Origin of the sequence: Chryseobacterium sp. Mn2064, assembly GCF_049319685.1 — a bacterium.
GTDB lineage: Bacteria > Bacteroidota > Bacteroidia > Flavobacteriales > Weeksellaceae > Chryseobacterium.
Genome location: NZ_JBMOUE010000006.1, coordinates 1 through 18,745 on the forward strand (window position 1 = coordinate 1; position 18,745 = coordinate 18,745).

The 18,745-nt window shown below is 36.1% G+C and carries 16 protein-coding genes; 6 read left to right on the top strand and 10 right to left on the bottom strand.

What is annotated here, in order from left to right; translation table 11 throughout:
* Nucleotides 1-405: 405 nt before the first annotated feature.
* The gene (locus tag ACL9RH_RS19640; RefSeq protein ID WP_422695028.1) at nucleotides 406-564 is read right to left on the bottom strand and encodes a bacteriocin-like protein; all 159 of its coding nucleotides are present in this window, start codon (nucleotides 562-564) and stop codon (nucleotides 406-408) included.
* Nucleotides 565-870: 306 nt separating this feature from the next.
* On the bottom strand, nucleotides 871-1,821 hold the full coding sequence (locus ACL9RH_RS19645) for an isopenicillin N synthase family dioxygenase (protein WP_422695029.1): 951 nt from the start codon (nucleotides 1,819-1,821) through the stop codon (nucleotides 871-873).
* An 84-nt stretch (nucleotides 1,822-1,905) separates the two neighbouring features.
* Between ACL9RH_RS19645 and menD the strand changes: the two genes are divergently transcribed.
* Nucleotides 1,906-3,582, top strand: a complete 1,677-nt coding sequence (gene menD, locus ACL9RH_RS19650) for a 2-succinyl-5-enolpyruvyl-6-hydroxy-3-cyclohexene-1-carboxylic-acid synthase (protein ID WP_422695030.1) — start codon at nucleotides 1,906-1,908, stop codon at nucleotides 3,580-3,582.
* Here the strand turns inward: menD and ACL9RH_RS19655 are convergent.
* On the bottom strand, nucleotides 3,579-4,205 hold the full coding sequence (locus tag ACL9RH_RS19655; RefSeq protein WP_422695031.1) for an aminotransferase class IV: 627 nt from the start codon (nucleotides 4,203-4,205) through the stop codon (nucleotides 3,579-3,581). The two genes, menD and ACL9RH_RS19655, sit on opposite strands and share 4 nt — an antisense overlap.
* Complete coding sequence (locus ACL9RH_RS19660) at nucleotides 4,189-5,166, bottom strand: aminodeoxychorismate synthase component I (protein WP_422695032.1); 978 nt, start codon at nucleotides 5,164-5,166, stop codon at nucleotides 4,189-4,191. Before ACL9RH_RS19660 ends, ACL9RH_RS19655 begins: the two co-directional genes overlap by 17 nt.
* A gap of 47 nt (nucleotides 5,167-5,213) precedes the next feature.
* Here ACL9RH_RS19660 and ACL9RH_RS19665 point away from each other — a divergent pair, with 47 nt between their 5' ends.
* The 4 genes from ACL9RH_RS19665 (at nucleotide 5,214) to ACL9RH_RS19680 (ending at nucleotide 8,076) form a co-directional block, all read left to right on the top strand.
* A complete protein-coding gene (locus ACL9RH_RS19665) occupies nucleotides 5,214-5,936 on the top strand; it encodes a hypothetical protein (protein ID WP_422695033.1) in 723 nt (240 codons plus the stop codon).
* A gap of 72 nt (nucleotides 5,937-6,008) precedes the next feature.
* The gene (locus ACL9RH_RS19670; protein ID WP_422695034.1) at nucleotides 6,009-6,743 is read left to right on the top strand and encodes a beta-carotene 15,15'-monooxygenase; all 735 of its coding nucleotides are present in this window, start codon (nucleotides 6,009-6,011) and stop codon (nucleotides 6,741-6,743) included.
* Nucleotides 6,744-6,752: 9 nt separating this feature from the next.
* Entirely contained in the window at nucleotides 6,753-7,829 is a 1,077-nt protein-coding gene (locus ACL9RH_RS19675) for an AI-2E family transporter (RefSeq protein WP_422695035.1), read from the top strand.
* A 10-nt stretch (nucleotides 7,830-7,839) separates the two neighbouring features.
* Nucleotides 7,840-8,076 carry a DUF3820 family protein gene (locus ACL9RH_RS19680; RefSeq protein WP_422695036.1) on the top strand — a complete coding sequence of 79 codons (237 nt, stop codon included), beginning with the start codon at nucleotides 7,840-7,842 and terminating at the stop codon, nucleotides 8,074-8,076.
* A 71-nt stretch (nucleotides 8,077-8,147) separates the two neighbouring features.
* On the opposite strand, the gene uvrB is transcribed toward ACL9RH_RS19680, so the two are convergent.
* The 3 genes from uvrB to ACL9RH_RS19695 form a co-directional block, all read right to left on the bottom strand.
* A complete protein-coding gene (gene uvrB, locus ACL9RH_RS19685) occupies nucleotides 8,148-10,139 on the bottom strand; it encodes an excinuclease ABC subunit UvrB (protein ID WP_422695037.1) in 1,992 nt (663 codons plus the stop codon).
* Between the two features lie 145 nt (nucleotides 10,140-10,284).
* On the bottom strand, nucleotides 10,285-12,054 hold the full coding sequence (locus tag ACL9RH_RS19690) for a M56 family metallopeptidase (RefSeq protein ID WP_422695038.1): 1,770 nt from the start codon (nucleotides 12,052-12,054) through the stop codon (nucleotides 10,285-10,287).
* Between the two features lie 2 nt (nucleotides 12,055-12,056).
* Nucleotides 12,057-12,428 carry a BlaI/MecI/CopY family transcriptional regulator gene (locus tag ACL9RH_RS19695; RefSeq protein ID WP_422695039.1) on the bottom strand — a complete coding sequence of 124 codons (372 nt, stop codon included), beginning with the start codon at nucleotides 12,426-12,428 and terminating at the stop codon, nucleotides 12,057-12,059.
* A 105-nt stretch (nucleotides 12,429-12,533) separates the two neighbouring features.
* On the opposite strand from ACL9RH_RS19695, the gene ACL9RH_RS19700 reads away from it, so the two are divergent.
* Complete coding sequence (locus tag ACL9RH_RS19700; RefSeq protein WP_422695040.1) at nucleotides 12,534-13,751, top strand: PQQ-dependent sugar dehydrogenase; 1,218 nt, start codon at nucleotides 12,534-12,536, stop codon at nucleotides 13,749-13,751.
* Between the two features lie 88 nt (nucleotides 13,752-13,839).
* Here ACL9RH_RS19700 and ACL9RH_RS19705 read toward each other — a convergent pair whose 3' ends face one another.
* From ACL9RH_RS19705 to ACL9RH_RS19715, 3 genes are all read right to left on the bottom strand, one after another.
* Nucleotides 13,840-16,281, bottom strand: coding sequence for a TonB-dependent receptor plug domain-containing protein (locus ACL9RH_RS19705; RefSeq protein WP_422695041.1), 2,442 nt, complete (start codon nucleotides 16,279-16,281; stop codon nucleotides 13,840-13,842).
* 162 nt (nucleotides 16,282-16,443) lie between these two features.
* Entirely contained in the window at nucleotides 16,444-17,601 is a 1,158-nt protein-coding gene (locus ACL9RH_RS19710; protein WP_422695042.1) for a pyridoxal phosphate-dependent aminotransferase, read from the bottom strand.
* A gap of 2 nt (nucleotides 17,602-17,603) precedes the next feature.
* The gene (locus ACL9RH_RS19715) at nucleotides 17,604-18,680 is read right to left on the bottom strand and encodes an FAD-dependent monooxygenase (RefSeq protein ID WP_422695043.1); all 1,077 of its coding nucleotides are present in this window, start codon (nucleotides 18,678-18,680) and stop codon (nucleotides 17,604-17,606) included.
* Nucleotides 18,681-18,745: the final 65 nt, after the last annotated feature.

Genomic DNA, 18,745 nt, shown 5'->3' on the forward strand with positions numbered 1-18,745 from the left:
TTAAAAATCTCATACAGTAATGTATGAGATTTTTTTTGTTATATATACTAAAGAACTACTATATAATCAAAGTATGGGTAATGGATAAACTTATAACTAAAAGTTTTACGTGTTATTTTTTTCCTTCTACTTCCCGATTTTTTATTTATCTGTCAATCCGCAGGAGACTAAATTAATCTATTATGGCATCTTAAGGTTTTCTTCAACTAAGACCTATTTGTAGCTTCATATAATCCTCAAAATGCAATGATAGTACTTTGATCGGAAATTGAACAAAGAGCGCTAAATAGGCCTTATTATGCTTACATTATTCTTGTATAAGACCTCTTTCAAATATCTCAGGTAAATCCAAAAAAAACCGCTCCAAAAAGAAGCGGCTTATCTGTTACATTTTGATTTTCAATCTTACATATCGTTGTTATCCGGACATTTGAAATCGTCGCTGCATCCGGCACAGATGATCGTTCCATTACAATAGTACATGCAGAACTCTGGTTCAGGAAGCTTCGCTCCTCCGGAAATGTTTTTTAATTGGCCTTTTCTTAGTTTTTTTAAATTTTTCATATTGATTTAATTAAAGTTTTGATAGTAAAGTAAAATTAAATAAAATATTTTTAATTCAATGTATTATTTTATGTTAAATGGTAATTTTAATTGAATATTTTAATTTGATTATAGAGATATCTCATGGATTGAATAAAAAATACTCCTAATGTCTCAAAGCTTTAAAATATCTATACGAGAAATATTGGAAAATATCGGAATTTGAAATTCCTGTAAGTGTAATTGAAAAAGCTGATAGTGTAATTTTTTCCTTTATTTATAGAGAAAAATAAAAGCCAGTAATTTTATAATTACTGACTTTCTTTTTTATTTCTTAATCAAGCCTAGCTCGATGAGTCTTTCATGTAAGAATTCACCTGCTGTTGTATCTTCATACAACTTAGGGTTATTCTCGTCTACACAGTTTTCAAGTGCGTTTAAAGACATTGCACTGATGGGATGCATAAAGAAAGGAATTGAATATCTTGATGTCGTCCACAGCTCTCTTGGTGGGTTTACCACTCTGTGGATAGTAGATTTCAGTTTGTTGTTGGTATGTCTTGATAGCATATCTCCAACATTGATCATCAATTCATCCGCCTCTGCAATAGCATCAATCCATTCTCCTTTGTGATTCTGTACCTGAAGACCTTTACCCTGTGCTCCCATTAGAAGCGTAATAAGATTGATATCTCCGTGTGCAGCTGCTCTTACAGCATCATCCGGTTCTTCTGTGATGGGTGGATAGTGAATGGGTCTTAAGATAGAATTTCCTTCTGCGATTTTATCGTCAAAATAAAACTCATCTAAACCAAGGTGTAAGGCTAACGCTCTAAGGACATATTGCCCTGTTTTTTCAAGCATTTGGAAGGCCTCTTTACCCACTTTGTTGAATTTTGGAAGTTCATCAACGATTACATTGTCTGGATACTCAGCTTTGTATTTTGAATCATCAGACAGATACTGTCCAAAGTGCCAAAACTCTTTTAAGTCTCCTTTTTTGAAACCTTTAGCAGTCTCTTTACCGAATCCTACATACCCTCTTTGGCCACCAATTCCTGGAATCTCATACTTTTGCTTTGTTTCCACTGGCTGTTCAAAAAAGTTTTTCACCTCTCCATACAAATCATCTACTAGGTTGTCATCAAGAAAATGGCCTTTTAAAGCAACAAAACCAATTTCTTCATAAGCTTTTCCGATTTCATTTACAAATTTCTGTTTGCGTTCCGGGTTACCCGAAAGGAAATCACGCAGGTCTACACTAGGTATTTTATCCATTTTTAGAAATTTACGAACAGCAAAATTACATTTTTTTTAAATTAAATGATTTTAAAATCATTTTTTATAAGTTAAATTTGCTGTATGAAAAAATATTCTTCTAAGAAAAGTATCCAAATACTTGCACATCTTCTTCAGCAGTACGGAATTGCAGACATCGTAATTTCTCCAGGTTCAAGGAATGCTCCTTTGGCGATTCACTTTTCAGAAGTGGATAGTTTCAATTGTTACAGTATTGTAGACGAAAGAAGTGCAGCGTTTGTAGCAATGGGAATGGCGAAAAGTGAGAAAAAACCAGTTGCGATAACGTGTACAAGTGGTTCTGCTGTCGTTAATTATTATCCTGCTGTTACAGAAGCTTTTTATCAGAATATTCCACTTTTGGTGCTTACTGCAGACAGACCAACAGATTTTGTAGATATTTTTGATGGTCAGACGATCAGACAGAAGGATGTTTTTCATCAGCACTCTTATGGCGATTTCCAACTTTTGGAAGACAGCAAAGAAAATGCAGAAGATATTAATTTCGATACTATTAAAAAAGCAATAGAGCTTTGTTTTGAAAAACAGGGCCCGGTGCATATTAATATTCCTTTAGAGGAACCTTTATATGAACTGGTTTCGGAGTTGCCTACTTTTCCCACGGTTGAAAAAACGATCAAGCATAAAGAATATGAAATTCCCTCCAATTTGGTGGCAGACTGGCATACTTCTCAAAGGATTATGGTTTTGGTAGGAACAAGAGAATATAGCCCCGAGTTGGAAAATCAACTGACACAATTGGTGAAAAACCATTCTGTGGTTGTGTTGAGTGAAGCCAATTCCAATTTATATCATGAGAAATTCTTCAGACATATAGACCGTTATATTTTTAATTTTACAGAAGCAGATTTTAAAACATATGCTCCGGATCTTTTAATTACGGTTGGTCAGAATGTGGTTTCAAAAAAAGTAAAACAATTTTTAAGAAGTGCCAGACCCAAGCAGCACTGGCATTTGGATGAAGTTTGGCAACCGGATACCTATTTTTCATTAACTGAAAAGATTGAAGTAAAACCGGAAGTTTTCTTTTCAAAACTGTTGAAATATATCAACCTTGAGCCAAGACCTTATTATAATCTTTGGGATGTTTTAAGGGATAAAAAAGACGCAAGGCATGAGCAGTTTCTCAATACGGTTGAGTTTTCAGACTTTTATTTTTTCAATAAAGCATCACAAACGGTACCGGAAAATTATAATATTCATTTTTCAAATTCTTCTGCCATTCGATATGCACAATTGTTTGATTTCGGTAAAAGAAAAATGTACTGTAACAGAGGAACAAGCGGTATTGATGGTTCAACGTCTACTGCGATGGGGTTTGCCATTAAAAATGCTAACCCAACGCTACTTATTACAGGGGATCTGAGCTTTTTCTATGATATTAACGGTCTTTGGAATCAATATATCCCTCCGTTTGTGAGAATTATGATCTTCAATAACGGAGAAGGAAATATCTTTAAGATTATTCCAGGACCAGGAAACGCCAATCCGAATACATTGGATGAATTTATTGCTACCAAACACAGAAAAAATGCAGAACAACTGGCTAAGCACTTTGGATTCTCTTACATTAAAGTAGAAGAGGAAGTAACTTTAGACCGGGTAATGGAGAACTTTTTCAAGCCGGATTCGCAGCCGAAAATTCTGGAAGTCAATACGCATGGAAAAAACAGCGCAGATATCCAGAAGGCTTATTTTAATTTCATGAAAGAAAGCTAAAGATCCAGGTAGTCATCGCTTCCCGGAAGGTTGATAATTCTGTCAATAGGATAAATAAACATATCATCAAAATCATTCAAAGCATTAATGATTTGGAAGTGCGTAAATTGCTTTATATTCTGTAAAGTGATCTCCGTTTCCTTAATCTTCTTTTGCTTCAAAAGATGCTGTCTTTGCACTCCATTTAAAAGGTATGTGTTTGGGGTAAACCATTCCTTCCCTTTTAGAAATAAAATATTAGAAAAAGACGTATCGGTAATATGATTGTTTTTTACGATGATAATTTCTTCAGATTTAGACTTCATTTTCATCTTATCAAGTTCCTTGCGGTCTTCAAATTTGAAAGAATAATCGAAGCTGTTATTTTCTACCAGCTTAAAATCCTGAATTTCAGGAATGGCATAAGGAATCATTTGGGTACGGAACCTTTTATCCAGGTCGTAAGCAATTCTCAATTTGAAAAGCCCGTCTTCGTCATGTTGCAGATTTTTATAAATTTTGGCCAGATCAATAGAACCTTCTTTCCCGAAGTGGGAGAATGTTTGGTTCACACGTTTCTGATGTAGGTCCAATAGAAAAGTCTCCTGATCTTCTACTTTAATGCTTTCAATGAATTGGGACATAGATTTTATTTTTCATTTCCTGATATTCGTCTTCTAATTTACTCATGTGCGTTATTCCGCCTCCGCTCTTGAAATACAGTTGATCTCCTTCTTTTTCAATAAAGCGTATCATTACGCAGCTGTCTACGTTTTCACCATCAAACCAGCCACAGACTCCTGTATAATATCCTCTTTCATAGCCTTCTGCATCCAGAATGATTTCCAAAGTCTTAGGTTTTGGTGCTCCTAAAATAGAGCCCGCAGGAAGCAATTTCTGCATGATACTTCCCAGCTTTCCTTCAAACTCAGGTTTTATCTTTCCCGAAATTTCAGAACTCATTGCATAGAGGTCTTTTTGACGGGTTTTGATAAAATCAATATGTTGAAACTTGTCAACCTTTACCTCGTCTGCAACCATACTCAAATCATTTCGTAATAAATCTACGACAGTATAATGTTCCGCTTTTTCCTTTTTATCATTCTTCAGTATTTCTGCTGCATTTTCGAGAGATGCATCAATCGTACCTTTCATGGGATAGGTCAGAATTTTACCGTCTACGATCTTCACAAAAGTTTCCGGAGAAAAAAATACAAAAAAATCTTTATAAAAAACTTTATACTTCGCATTTGAGTGATAAAAAATTTCCTCAAGGCTTAAATTGGTCTCAATTTTAGTTTTACGGGTGTAATTGACCAAGTAAGAATTTCCGAGACGAATATTTTTCTGAACTTTATCAAAACCATTTTTAAAGCTCTCTAAGGTCTCCGGAAACGATTTCCATTCTACTTTTTTATCTAAGGTGTGTTCTGTTTTTGTGTTTGAAAAGCCCTGAAAATCAATTAATAACCCTGATTTTTCAATTTCATTTTCTGTATAGGTTTCAACTTTCTCAGAGAGGAAGTCGATAACGAAGAAAAAGGGAACCTTCTGCAGAGAAAGCTCATCCATTTCCATAAATTTTTGATGATTCGTAGAAAACATTCGGCAAAAATAATTATTGATGTTTACTTTTGCATAAAATTTTTATGATGCAGCGCAAATATCCTCAGAAACCGGGAATAGATTTTATATTGAAGCAGGCTTTTTTTTACTGGAATAAAACCCTGGTTTTTCAGTTGATGTTTTCAATGATATTTTTTGGAATATTCCTTACCTCATTATTTTTCTTTGGTTCCCATTACGGAATATTGGAGCAGAACCAAGCGTTAGCCGCCGCTTTTCAGGAAGGAACAAAAGTCTATATGGAAAAAGTAGCTGAATTGAGTGCTAGTGAGAACTATCAGATGTTCAGCCTTGCAATTTGGGCTACCACGGCATTCTTATATCCGCTGAATCTTGGAATGTTTCAGATTTTCAGAAAACTGGATAAAAAAGAGAAAATAGAAATTGGAGATTTATTTGTAGGATATAATGGGCTTAATTTCTTTAAATATCTGGGATATTATCTTTTCTGGTTTTTCATTTACAGATTTACGATTCCTACCATTTTACTTGCTATTATTTGGGTGGCTGTAACAATATTCGTTGCTCCACTGATGTTTTTTACCGATAAAAGAATCTTTGAAGCCATTTCCTTGAATTTTAAAGCACTTAGAATGTATTTTGTAGAAATCATGGTATGTATCATCGTTGCTTTGTTATTTAAGTATCTGGGATTCATGTTGTTTATTGTAGGTGGACTTTTCACATTTCCATTCTGGAATGCCATGATTTATTCTTTATATAAGACCATTTTTTCAGAGAAGGGCTAAAATTCAGTAAGGTTTAATATGTTTTGTTACCAAAAAAAAGTAAATTTGGTAAAATCATTAAATATTTAAACTATGTCTGAATTTAACGAATTTGATCAGCAGGGTTCTGTACCGAACAGGGAAACCGGGTCAATTATTTCTCATGCTTTCGAAATGTATAAAGGTGTTTTTGGCTACGCTGTGGTTGCTATGCTCGTTTATCTGTTGGGTGGATATGTTATTCAACTTATTTTCGGAGTAGATTCTGCTTCTATGGTAGAAGAAATGAGATCTTCCGGAGGGAAATTTAACTATTGGAGCATGCCTGGTGTTCCTTTATACACGACTGCTTCAGGGCTTTTTGGACTGTTATTGAGTCCTTTATATGTGGGATTGATTTATATGGTGAATAAGTACAATACCAAAAATCCTATTGAGTTCTCGGATCTGTTTATAGGATACCGTCAGAATTTTGTCAACATTTTGATTTACAGTCTTCTTTCTGGAATCATTTCGACAGTGGCTTTTGTATTGTGTGTGTTACCTGGTTTTTTTGTATATCCTTTGCTTTTAATAGGATATCCGATCCTTCTATTTGAAAATGCTTCTGCAACGGATGCTTTAAAGAAATCATTCAATATTGCAAAAGAAAACTATGGGATATTCCTGTTAACAACTTTTCTAGGAGTGCTGATTTCTGTAGCAGGTGTTATTCTTTGCGGAATTGGTATTATTCTTACCGCTCCATTTATGATGATTGTAATGTATTCTACTTACTGTGCATTCTTAGGAAAGCCGAGACAGATCATGTATAACAAAGAAATCTAAAAACAGAATATGAATAAAGATAAACAGATAAGCAGTGTTGCGATCAAGCAAATTTCGTTGCTGGCTATTATTTTAATACTGGCAGGGTTGATCTGTTTTAATCTTGCGTTATTCATCCCTTCGGTTTTGGGGGCTATTACCATTTATGTAGTCTGCAGGAAGTACAATTTTTATCTTCAGGAAGAAAAGAAATGGAAACCTTCACTTGCAGCATTTGCATTGATGTTTGCAAGCCTTATCGTTCTGATATTGCCCATTTATTTTATCACCGATCTTATTATTGATAAACTGGGAAATGCACAGGCATACATGGCTAAATTCAATATTTTTTTAGATAAAATACACGATTATATTGATAAGAAAACAGGATTTGATATTCTGAGCAAAGAGAATATGAATAAACTGAAGGACTTCATAGGAAAGTTCTCCACTTCTGCACTCAGTGGAACTTTCAATACTCTTACCGTAATAATGTCCATGTATTTTATTCTGTATTTTATGTTGGAAAGACCAAGACTCTTTGAGAAAATTCTTACTTCTTCCGCCCCGTTAAAGAGATCCAATGTTTCTTTAATAGGCGAGAAAATGAGAAAACTGATCATGGCCAACGCTATTGGAATTCCTGTAGTTGCCATAGGGCAGGGAATAGTCGCTCTTATTGGATATCTCATATTTGGAGCTCCTGGGGCCGCTTTACTTTTTGCATTGACGGCTGCTTCTTCAGTTATTCCTGTCGTAGGAACAGCGATTGTATATGTTCCGGTATGTATTTTTATGATTGCTGAAGGAAATACCGGCCAGGGAATTGGTTTGGCTATTTACTGTTTAGTAGTCGTGGGCCTTACAGATAATCTGCTTCGTTTTACGCTACTGAAAAAGCTGGAAAATATACATCCTTTGAATACGGTATTCGGAATTATCATGGGAATGAATCTTTTTGGCTTTATGGGACTTATTTTCGGGCCTATTCTGATCTCTCTTACCCTTCTTTTGATTCAGGTATACAGAAATGAATTTTCAGATGAAGATGCACCCCCGGATTTGGAATTACCCAATCAGGATGATTTAAGTGAAAGATTAATTTAATTATAAAAAAGTGGAAGGAGTAAACCCGGAAATATTAAAAGAAATATGTGTTGTTAAAATGCCTTTCGGAAAACATGAAGGCACTGTGCTGGTAGATCTTCCTGTAAGCTATCTGGAATGGTTTAACCGTACCGGAATGCCGAAAGGAAAATTGGGGATGCAGCTTTCAACAGTCTATGAAATTAAGATTAATGGGCTGATGGATTTGCTGGCTCCCATTAGAGCAGCAATAAGAAACGGAAGATAGAAAGATATAACAGCTTAAAAAAAGAGTCAGCGGCATCGAAGATGCCGCTGACTCTTTTTTTATTCAATGAATTATGATTTCAATGCTGCAATTTCGTCTCTAAGCTTAGCTGCTTTTATAAAGTCGAGATTTTTCGCAGCAGCTTCCATTTCTTTCTGTTTTTGCTCAATCATTTTATCAATATCTTCACCGGTGTATGTAGCTTTTGTTTCAGCCACTTTCTGCATGATTTCCTTTTGCGTGTATTTTTGATCAGGGAAATCTTTGCTTCTTCCTACCAGGTTTTCAGAGATCTTTTTATTTAGGGCCTTTGGTTTTAATCCGTGCTCTTCATTATACTGCATTTGCTTCGCGCGGCGGTATTCCGTTTCATCCAAAGTAGCCTGCATAGATTTGGTGATCTTATCAGCATACATGATGGCTTTTCCGTTTACGTTTCTTGCTGCACGACCTACGGTCTGGATCATAGATCTTCGGCTTCTCAACATTCCTTCTTTATCTGCATCCAGAATGGCTACCAGGGAAACTTCAGGTAAATCGAGACCTTCTCTTAATAAGTTTACTCCAATCAGCACATCAAAAAGTCCTACACGCAGATCCTGCATGATCTGAATACGCTCAAGCGTTTCTACATCAGAGTGAATATATCGGGTTCTGATTCCGAATTTTGTGAAATACTTGGTCAGTTCCTCTGCCATTTTTTTAGTTAAGGTCGTTACCAGTACTCTTTCATCAGCATCAGCTCTTTTCTGAATCTCTTCCATTAAATCATCAATCTGATTCAATGAAGGTCTTACTTCAATGATAGGATCTAAAAGTCCTGTAGGGCGGATGATCTGTTCAATATAAGCTCCTCCGGTTTTTTCCAGTTCATAATCTGCAGGCGTTGCAGAAACATATATTACCTGATTCTGAATGGCTTCAAATTCTTCAAATTTTAAAGGTCTGTTGTCCATGGCTGCAGGAAGTCGGAATCCGTATTCTACCAAGGCTTCTTTTCTGCTACGGTCGCCACCATACATCGCATGAACCTGCGGAACCGTTACGTGGCTTTCATCAATCACCATTAAGAAATCTTTAGGGAAATAATCGATTAGACAGAAAGGTCTTGTACCGGGAAGTCTGCCATCCAGATATCTTGAATAGTTTTCAATTCCAGAACAATAGCCCAGTTCTTTGATCATTTCAAGATCCAGCTCAGTTCTTTCCTGAAGTCTCTTAGCTTCCAGAGGTTTTCCGACTTCGCTAAAGAAATCTACCTGTTTTACCATATCATCCTGAATCTCCTTGATCGCTCCATTTAATGTTTCTTTGGAAGTAACAAAAAGATTAGCCGGATAGATCTGTATTTGATCGAAATTGTCTTCTACATTTCCCGTGACAGGATCAAAACTTTGAATTTTTTCAATCTCATCTCCAAAAAACTGAATCCTGATCGCATTATCAGCATAAGCCGGGAAAACATCAATGACGTCTCCTTTTACCCGGAAAGTTCCCCTTTGAAATTCATTCAGGGTTCTGGCATATAATGCATTAACCAGAGAATGAAGCAGTGCTGTTCTGGTTACTTTTTCACCAATGGCGATAGAGATGAGTGATTTGTGAAACTCGGTTGGGTTTCCAATACCATAAATACAGGAAACAGATGCTACAATTAAAACATCCCTTCTCCCGGAAAGAAGACTTGCCGTTGCAGAAAGACGTAATTTTTCAACTTCTTCATTGATGCTCAGGTCTTTTTCAATATAAGTTCCCGTTGTGGCAATATAAGCTTCCGGTTGATAGTAGTCGTAGTAACTGACAAAATATTCTACCGCATTTTCAGGAAAAAATTCTTTGAATTCCATAAAAAGCTGAGCAGCCAAAGTCTTGTTGTGAGCAAGAACCAGTGTAGGGCGCTGAACATTTTTTACAACATTGGCAACGGTAAATGTTTTCCCGGAGCCTGTTACTCCAAGAAGTGTCTGGTACTTTTCACCAATTTCGATTCCGGCGGTAAGTTTGTCGATAGCCTGAGGCTGATCTCCGGTAGGTTGATATTCTGATTGAAGCTTAAAATCCATAGGAAAGAATGTATACAACAAAAGTACGAAAGAAATTTTGAGACCGTATACAGTTTTGATAGTCAAAAACTATCATTCCTTGTTTAAGCGTTTTTAATTGTTATGATAAGAAAAAAAATAAAGCGCTAGAGAAGCGCTTTAATTCTTATGGACGAACAAAATTCATCGTTGCTGGAATTTTTAATACTGACGCGATGGGCTTGCCATCTTTTGTAGCGGGTTTCCATGTTGTTTCATTGCTGATGGCGCTGATTGTTTTAAGAAATTCTTTATTGAATAGATCATTGTCGCCAGAAGTTGTAATATTCGTGGTTTTTCCTGTTTCATCTATGTGAACATAGGCTATCGCTTTTATTTCTCCTTTCAGAGGATCAAGAGCGGCAACGTCCATATTTCTTCCTATTTTCTTCCGAAGATCTGCCATTCCGTTTGGATATTCTGCATTGATGAAGTTTTTGTCTTCCAGTGTATTTGTGTTTTTACCTTCATTGCTGTCACTTATGCTCTTCACCCTTGGAATTATTGTATCTGACTCCTTCTTTAATCCCTTTCTTTTGAAGCCCATTATAATGGATGATTTTCCTTCTTCTCTGGTCTTTTCAAAATAGGTAGGAGTCATTAGACCTACCTGATAGGGTTGAGGATTTTTTGCTGTTCTGGCATTGGGATAGATTTTACTGATATAAACATTCGAAAAATCACGGGGAGTATAATTTTTTAAATCGCTGTTTTCTATTTTCTTTGAGTCAATCCAGACCGCATAGTTTTTCTTGTCTAAAAATGACTTCAGTTGACTTTCTGTTGGAATTCTTTTTTTCATTTCAGGGAGAGCAAAGAAAGTGATCTTCTGCTCATTCTTCTGATTTTCATTGAGTAATGGATACAGCTCACCGAGTCTTTTTTTGTCACTTTCGGTGATTTTATTCGAAAAGTCTGCATATTTTTCCTGTTTCAAAAGGTCTGCATACTTTGCCAATATGTCTTTGAATTCCTGATACGGATCCTGACCTGCAATTTGGCCGGGTATCTCTGCTATTCTTTCAGAAAGAAGAACTTTTGGAGAATTACCTGCGTAGGTTCTTTCGGAAAATAATGCAACTGCTGAAATTAAAACGGTGATTCCTGCTGTTTTCTTGAGCAGACTAAACTTCGATTTTTTTGCTTTCATCATAATAAATCTTTTTTTGGTGTTATTAAAATTGAATGAATGAGCTAAGGATGGATTTTGTTGACTGATAATTTCTTCAAGAATCAAATTCTGATAGTCTTTAACGTTGAATTGACCTTTCAGAACAGATTCATCAGCTAAAAACTCATGATTAGTAACAATAGCTTTTCTATACAGGAATAGAGCAGGATTGAACCATGTGAATATTTTCAATAGGTTTATCACCATAAGATCAATACTGTGTTTTTGATCAATATGGCTTTTTTCATGAAGAAAAATTCTTGGATCAATAGTGTCATTCTTCAGATAATTCTCTCCCATATAGATGGTATTCCAGAAACTGAAAGGAGAATGATTTTCCTCTGTGATGAAGATCTTGCAGTTTTGATAGGTTCGTTTTTTACCTTTAATTTTTTTGATTGATAAAATAGCTAAAATGCTTTTAATCAGTAATAAAAATGTTATGGTGACATAGATGATGCCTATTACATTCATCCAGTTAAAACTTTCCTGTACAACCGGCTGTACAAAGGTGATTTGCTCAGCAGCTTCTTCGATGACCAACTGAGGTTTTTCTTCTACTTGAGGAACGCTGATCGTAATAAATGGAATGATATAGGACAAAACGACAGATGACAGTAAATAAAACCGGTTGAATCTGTACATTTTCTCTTTTTCCAAGAACAGATAATATCCTGCAATGAATATGGAAGAGCACAGAACGATTTTCAGAATTACAGCTAACATGGTTATTCTTTTATCTGTTCATCAATAATATCACGAAGTTCTTTCAGCTGTTTTTGGCTCAGTTTGGTATTGGAAGTAAAAAACGAAGCAAACTGAGTTACAGAGCTGTTGAAAAAACGGTCAATCATAGAAGTCATTTCTTCCTTGAAATATTCCCCTTTTTCCACTTTTGGATAATATTCACGGGAATTTCCATAGAGTTTGTATCCTACCATCTCTTTGTTCTGCATTCTTTTCAGTAAAGTTGCGATGGTAGTAGCAGCCGGTTTAGGTTCCGGGTAGGCGTCTAGAATATCTTTCATGAAAATCTTTTTTTTCTCCCAAAGAATTTCCATTAGAATTTTCTCAGAGTCAGTGAGTTTAATCTCTTTCATTCTACAAGTTTGAAATTTGTTCTACAAATGTAGAATAAAAATTTAATTGCACAAATTTTATGGCATTATTTTTCCATTCAATTTTTGTCACCTAATCATAATATTATGAAAATCAATCAATTTTACATTCCATTTCTAACCGTTTTTTTTATTTTATCTTCATGCGAAAAGAATCCAGTAAACGCCCAAAAGGTAGGTAAGGACGGAAGTGTGGAAACAGAAAAACCTAATTCTGAATATGAACCCGCTTTCAAAGGACAAACAAGAACTAAAGCAATAAAAACGAATACTCCGTACAACATAGAGATTCTCAATACAGAACTTGGAAGACCTTGGGGAATTATCAATTTACCCGACGGAAAATTTCTTATCACTGATAAAAGAGGTTATATGAATGTTGTTTCAAAAGATGGCAAACAAATTTCTAAGATAGAAGGCTTTCCGAAAGTAGATTCGAAAGGGCAGGGAGGAATGCTGGATGTAGCTCTCGATCCTGATTTTTCAAACAATACTATTATTTATTTCAGTTTTTCTGAACCTTTTGGAAAGGGAAATTTAACTTCTGTAGCAAAAGGAAAATTATCTGCAGATCTAAAAAGTATTTCTGAAGTGAAAGTAATCTTTCGTGCAGAGCCTTCCTATGATGGAGATAAGCATTACGGCAGTCGCCTGGTTTTTGATAAAGACGGGAATCTTTTCGTAAGTACTGGTGAGAGATCTGATAAAGTGACCAGAGTATACGCGCAGAAAACAGATAATTACTTAGGTAAAATTCTTAAAATAACAAAGGACGGGAAGCCTGCTCCGGGAAATCCGTTTATAGGTAAGCAAGGTTATAAACCTGAAATCTATGCTTATGGTGTCCGAAATCCACAGGGGTTGGCCATAGATCCTCAAGGAAATCTTTGGGATGTAGAAATGGGACCGAGAGGAGGTGATGAAATCAATTTGATTCAGCCGGGGAAAAATTATGGTTGGGGAGATGTTACCTATGGAATTGAGTATTCAGGTGATAAAGTAGGCAAAGGAATTACCCAAAAAGTAGGAACAGAACAGCCGGTTTATTATTGGGATCCTGTAATTTCTCCAAGCGGAATTAGTTTCTATACAGGGAATATAGAAGAATGGAAAGGGAATCTGTTCATCGGATGTTTAAGCGGAGAACATATTGACCGTATTGTGATGAAAGATCGCAAAGTAATAGGAGAAGAACGTCTTTTGGCCGATCAAAATGAACGTTTCAGAGATGTTTTGAATGGAATAGACGGAAATCTCTATGCTGTAACCGATAGTGGTAAACTGTATAAGATTTCCAAAAAGTAAAACCATACTACCTTAGAATAGCTATGTACAATAAAAGAGCAGCCCTGAAAAAGGAGCTGCTCTTTTTTATGAGGTATTGATAAACAGATTAGAATTTAAAATTAAGCCTTGCAAAAACCTGTCTTCCTGCAAATCCCATTTGTACAGGATCAAATATTCCCCCGGCTTCTGTATTCCCTGAGGTTACATGAGCACTTTGTAAAGTAGGATATCTGTTGAACAGATTTTTACTTCCGATGGTCAGATTTAATTTTTTTGAAAATTCGTACCCAAAAGAAAGGTCGGTGGTTACTTTGGGGTTATATACCTGCTCAGAATCATCATACCCAATCAATGTTACCTTATCAAACCTTACAAGCTGTAGGTTCGCGTTGAACTTATTGATTCTATAATTGAGATTGAGATTAATTTTAGTTTTCGGAGCGGAAGCCAGAATAAAGGCTTTTTCTCTTGCACTTAAATAAATATCTTCTTTTCCTTTCAGCTGCTCTGAAGTATTAACATTGGTGATCTCCATATCGTTGTAATTTCCTGCTAAAGTAGCGGTAAGCTTTCCAGGACCTATACTTTCATTATAGCTTAAAATAAGGTCAATCCCTTTAGTTTTGGTGTCTATAGCATTAGAGAAAAACTGTGCCTGATCGATATAGGAATACTGGCTTTGTATAGAAGCAGGAAAATCATCCTTTGTAAAATACCCAGTCAAAACAATTCTGTTTTTTACACGAATATAATATCCATCTACTGTTGCTGTGAACTTTCCAGTATTGAATGTAAATCCGGCACTTCCATTGACGGAGGTTTCCTGCTTTAGCTGAGGAATACCCAAACTGTTTGCCAGATTGCTGTCATTAGAAGCCAGTTGAATGGTTACCAGTTGACCTCCCTGGAAATTGGTAAACTGCTGACTATAGTATTTCTGAGCCAAAGAAGGAGCCCTGAACCCTGTAGAAACAGATCCCCTGAATGCAAATTGAGGCGTGAAAGCATAACGAGTGGCAAATTTACCATTCAGTGTACTTCCGAAATCATTATAATTTTCGAATCTTCCGGCAGCACTGATCATCCAGTTTTTGGTAATATCGAGTTCAGTATCTACATAAGCTGCAAAATTGTTTCTGCTTTTACCTATATCAGTAGAATAACCGGGAAAACCTTGTGAACCTCCCGGTCTGACATCTCCGCTTAAAGGATTGGTTACCAATTGGCTTTGAGGGGTTGAAGGCGTTACAATATTTCCATTAACGTCATACATCGCATAGGAAGCCTCTTCTCCTTTTATAATATTGAATTTCTCATACCGAAATTCAGATCCAAAAGCAACATTCAGCCCTTCCAGTACTTTAAACTGTCTTGCTGCGTTAAATCCGGTTGTGTTCTGTAGGAGAGAATGCCCACCTGCATCAAAGCTTGTAGGAGACTTTGTGCCCAAAGTAGCATTGATTGTATTATTGATGTTATAAACAAATCTATTGTTTCCAAATGCATTGTAAACATCCACTTCCCAATTGGCAACTTTAAACTTCAAACCATTATCAAAAGTGAAATCTGTGATGTTGGTATCTTCAATCGGGTTGAACCCTGTAGGATAAATCTCAGGAATATTTCCGTCAGCATCAGCTGATCTTGTCCATGCATAAGCTTTGGTGTTTCTATGCGAAAAACCTTGGCGGGAATAGAATTTTAACCCATCAGACAAAGGAATCTCAATATTTCCGAAAAAATAAACGTTCTGGGCCTTTGCATCTCCAAAACGTTGTCTTGGTGCCGGAGAAGGGTCGTTGTAAATGGCAGGGTTAGCATTTCTAATGGCATATTCCTTATTAATAAACTCAGCCGTAAAGTTTCCAAAACCTCCTTTTGAACCTATTTTTGTACCCAGATTTCCGCTGAAGTCAAAAGTTCCGCCATCTATTTTATGATCAGAAACCACATCATTATTTCCGGGACTTTTGAAAAGATTCATTCCGTAGAATGCATTTCCTTCAAAACCTTTATCACGGTCATTGAGAATAACGTTGATTACCCCGGCAATAGCATCAGAACCATACTGGGCAGAAGCTCCATCACGAAGAACTTCAACTCTTTTTATAGCCCCAATGGGTATAGTGTTCATATCATACCCTGTATTTCCTCTTCCTTTGGTTCCGAAAAGATTGATGAGCGAGGATTGATGATATCTTTTTCCATTTAAAAGAAGAAGCGTCTGGTCGGGTCCAAGACCTCTTAAAGTAGCCGGATCTACCGCATCAGCACCATCTGATCCTGATTGTTTGTTGGAGTTGAAAGAAGGCGCGGAGAACTGTAAGAGCTGGTTTACTTCTACCTGTCCTGTTGCCTGGCTTACCTGTTTGATATCAATAATATCAATAGGAACCGGAGTATTGGTAACGGTTCTTTTCTTGTTTCGACTTCCGGTGATGGCTACCTCATCAATCTTTGATTCTTTAGTGATTGTATCTTTTACCTGTTGGGCATATGACATTGTAGAAGCCCCAAGAAAAATGATGCTAATGTGTTTTATCTTCATATTGATAATTTGAGTGGTGATTTCGTCAAATTTATCAATATTTATTTTTAAATCGTTACTTAATTTAAATATTTGTTATTAATATATTAATTGCTATAATGGTTTTATATATATTAGAAAAAATAATAATGAATTGTTGAAAAATAACGAAAAATTTTAATGCTAAAAACTGGCAATAATTCGGTTAATTCCTTCTTCTAAAATTTCTTTAGAAGTAGAAAAGCAGATTCTGATATGTCCTTCTGCTCCTTTTCCAAACCATCTTTCTGAACCTGGTACAACAGCAACTTTTCCATGTTGTAAAACATGTTGGGCAAATTGATCGCTAGACATTCCATTTTTGATTTTAGGGAAAAGAACAAAAGTAGCTTCAGGAAGACTTGGCTGAAGGATTTCAGAAGTACTCAGCAAATTGAAAGCAAGATCACGATTATTCTGTAAATGATTCAAAAATTCTTTATACCAAGGCTTGGCTCTTTCTAAAGCAACGCTTCCTGCAATTTGTGATAGCGTAGAAACACCTTCTATAGTAGAATTAAAGTTGGATTTCTCTGTAAAGTCTTCCAGTATTTCCTGGTCATTGCATAATACAGCTCCAATCCTTAAACCCGCGATTCCAAATGATTTGGAAAATCCATATACCGTAAAGCTTTTCTTTCTGGCCTCTTCGGAAACCGAGGAATAGGTATAGAAATCTTTGTTGTCATAGATAATATCACTCCAGATCTCATCACTCATCACCCACAGATCGTGAGCGGAAGCAATCTCTGATATCTTTTTCAGGGTTTCTTTAGAATAAACTTTTCCCAGAGGATTGTGAGGGTTACATATGCTAATCAGTTTGGTCTTAGAAGTGATAGATGAGGTGAGTTTTTCAAAATCAATCGCTCCAGTTGTTGTATCTACCGGACAAAGTACAACTTTTCCTCCTACCGTTTCCACTGATTTTTTGAACAGGAAATCAACCGGATCAAGGATTATAGCTTCATCACCGGGATTCAGAACATATGATGCAATCAGGTACATTCCCTGGGCGGCACTGTTTACTGCAAGAACATTTTCAGGAGAAAAATCTCCATGTTTTTCTTTATTAAAATGTTCTGCAACACTTTTCTTAAATTCAGGAAGACCGGAAAAAGGGCCATAGCTGAGGTAGCCATCTTTTATATATTCTATAATTCCCTGTTCTATTTCAGGGGCCGTTCTGAAATCTGGGTCTGCTGCTGTAAGAGGAATAATTCCCTCTTCCAAAGTCGCCCATCTTCCGTTGTAGGCTTTTCTTTTTAATGCTTCAAAGTTGATATCGTTGTTGGTAAACATTTTTATTTATATGATATGGGTAAAATATTAGGAGGCTGTTGGTCAAGCGGGAGCAAAAATTGGTTGAGTAATGCTCTGCCATTATGGATGTGAATCTCTATTTCCGGTTTCCTTTCTGCTTCATATTTACTGAACGCTTCTGCCATGATGTCTTCATTAACTAAATGTTTAGTCAAAGAGGCAGAATCTTTTAAAGCTGAGGTAACTCCCTGGCTGGTAAACGGAATAAGAGGATGGGCTGCATCACCTATGAAAACAATATTATCCTTATAAAACGGATTGAGGTTTTCCAGCTCATACACACACCACAAATGAATATTTTCATAAGTTGATTGATTGATAATGGAGGTGACCAAAGGATGCCATTCCTTAAAAATCTCCAACATATATGCTCTTAAATCCTCCTTCATATATTCACTTATTTGATATTTTTCATTATCAAATTGTGAGTACCAAAGAATCGTATCATGAGAAAGCTTAAGGATTCCAAAGGTAAGACCGCCTTCTTCATGATGGAATTTCATGAAATCATTTTCAATAGAGTCTGCAATTTCTTTATTGTGAATGATATTTACGACTTCGTTTTCTCTTACCTGCCGCATTTTTTCATCCTTAAAAAGATCTCTTCTGATGCGGCTTCTAGAGCCATCCGAAATGATCGCAATATCTTCGTCTATATAAGTTCCATCGCTTTTTTTCAGTTTTCCTTTCTCTTTATCACAAGGGATAATTGTTTCTTCATATGAAATTTTTTCAGGAGAAATATTCTGAGTCAAAAGATGGATTAACGAGTGCCTTGAGATGGCAAAAACATGATCCAGTTCCTTTTCTGCCAATATTTTACCGGTATGGGAATATTGGATGTATTTTTTCAGAAAGCTGCCGTTTTCAAGCAGTTGTGAGCGGTCAATAATTTGAGAAAGATAATCTATTCCTTCACGAGGAATAAGGAAACCATGCCCTGCGAGGTCTTCTTTTCTTCTTCTTTCGTAAATGTGATAGTCAATGGTATGTTTTTCTAAGTAATTCGCCATGCTTAAGCCGGATATACCAGCACCCACGACAGCAATTTTGTTCATTTTCGGAATAATGGATTTTTCAGGTTGGTATTTAAATACTTGGGTTATCCGTTTGGTTAGATCCT

Bases quoted from the DNA above. Each gene is read 5' to 3' on its own strand.
- ACL9RH_RS19640 (WP_422695028.1), bottom strand. From the start codon at position 564: ATGAAAAATTTAAAAAAACTAAGAAAAGGCCAATTAAAAAACATTTCC.
- ACL9RH_RS19645 (WP_422695029.1), bottom strand. From the start codon at position 1,821: ATGGATAAAATACCTAGTGTAGACCTGCGTGATTTCCTTTCGGGTAAC.
- menD (WP_422695030.1), top strand. From the start codon at position 1,906: ATGAAAAAATATTCTTCTAAGAAAAGTATCCAAATACTTGCACATCTT.
- ACL9RH_RS19655 (WP_422695031.1), bottom strand. From the start codon at position 4,205: ATGTCCCAATTCATTGAAAGCATTAAAGTAGAAGATCAGGAGACTTTT.
- ACL9RH_RS19660 (WP_422695032.1), bottom strand. From the start codon at position 5,166: ATGTTTTCTACGAATCATCAAAAATTTATGGAAATGGATGAGCTTTCT.
- ACL9RH_RS19665 (WP_422695033.1), top strand. From the start codon at position 5,214: ATGCAGCGCAAATATCCTCAGAAACCGGGAATAGATTTTATATTGAAG.
- ACL9RH_RS19670 (WP_422695034.1), top strand. From the start codon at position 6,009: ATGTCTGAATTTAACGAATTTGATCAGCAGGGTTCTGTACCGAACAGG.
- ACL9RH_RS19675 (WP_422695035.1), top strand. From the start codon at position 6,753: ATGAATAAAGATAAACAGATAAGCAGTGTTGCGATCAAGCAAATTTCG.
- uvrB (WP_422695037.1), bottom strand. From the start codon at position 10,139: ATGGATTTTAAGCTTCAATCAGAATATCAACCTACCGGAGATCAGCCT.
- ACL9RH_RS19690 (WP_422695038.1), bottom strand. From the start codon at position 12,054: ATGTTAGCTGTAATTCTGAAAATCGTTCTGTGCTCTTCCATATTCATT.
- ACL9RH_RS19695 (WP_422695039.1), bottom strand. From the start codon at position 12,428: ATGAAAGAGATTAAACTCACTGACTCTGAGAAAATTCTAATGGAAATT.
- ACL9RH_RS19700 (WP_422695040.1), top strand. From the start codon at position 12,534: ATGAAAATCAATCAATTTTACATTCCATTTCTAACCGTTTTTTTTATT.
- ACL9RH_RS19705 (WP_422695041.1), bottom strand. From the start codon at position 16,281: ATGAAGATAAAACACATTAGCATCATTTTTCTTGGGGCTTCTACAATG.
- ACL9RH_RS19710 (WP_422695042.1), bottom strand. From the start codon at position 17,601: ATGTTTACCAACAACGATATCAACTTTGAAGCATTAAAAAGAAAAGCC.
- ACL9RH_RS19715 (WP_422695043.1), bottom strand. From the start codon at position 18,680: ATGAACAAAATTGCTGTCGTGGGTGCTGGTATATCCGGCTTAAGCATG.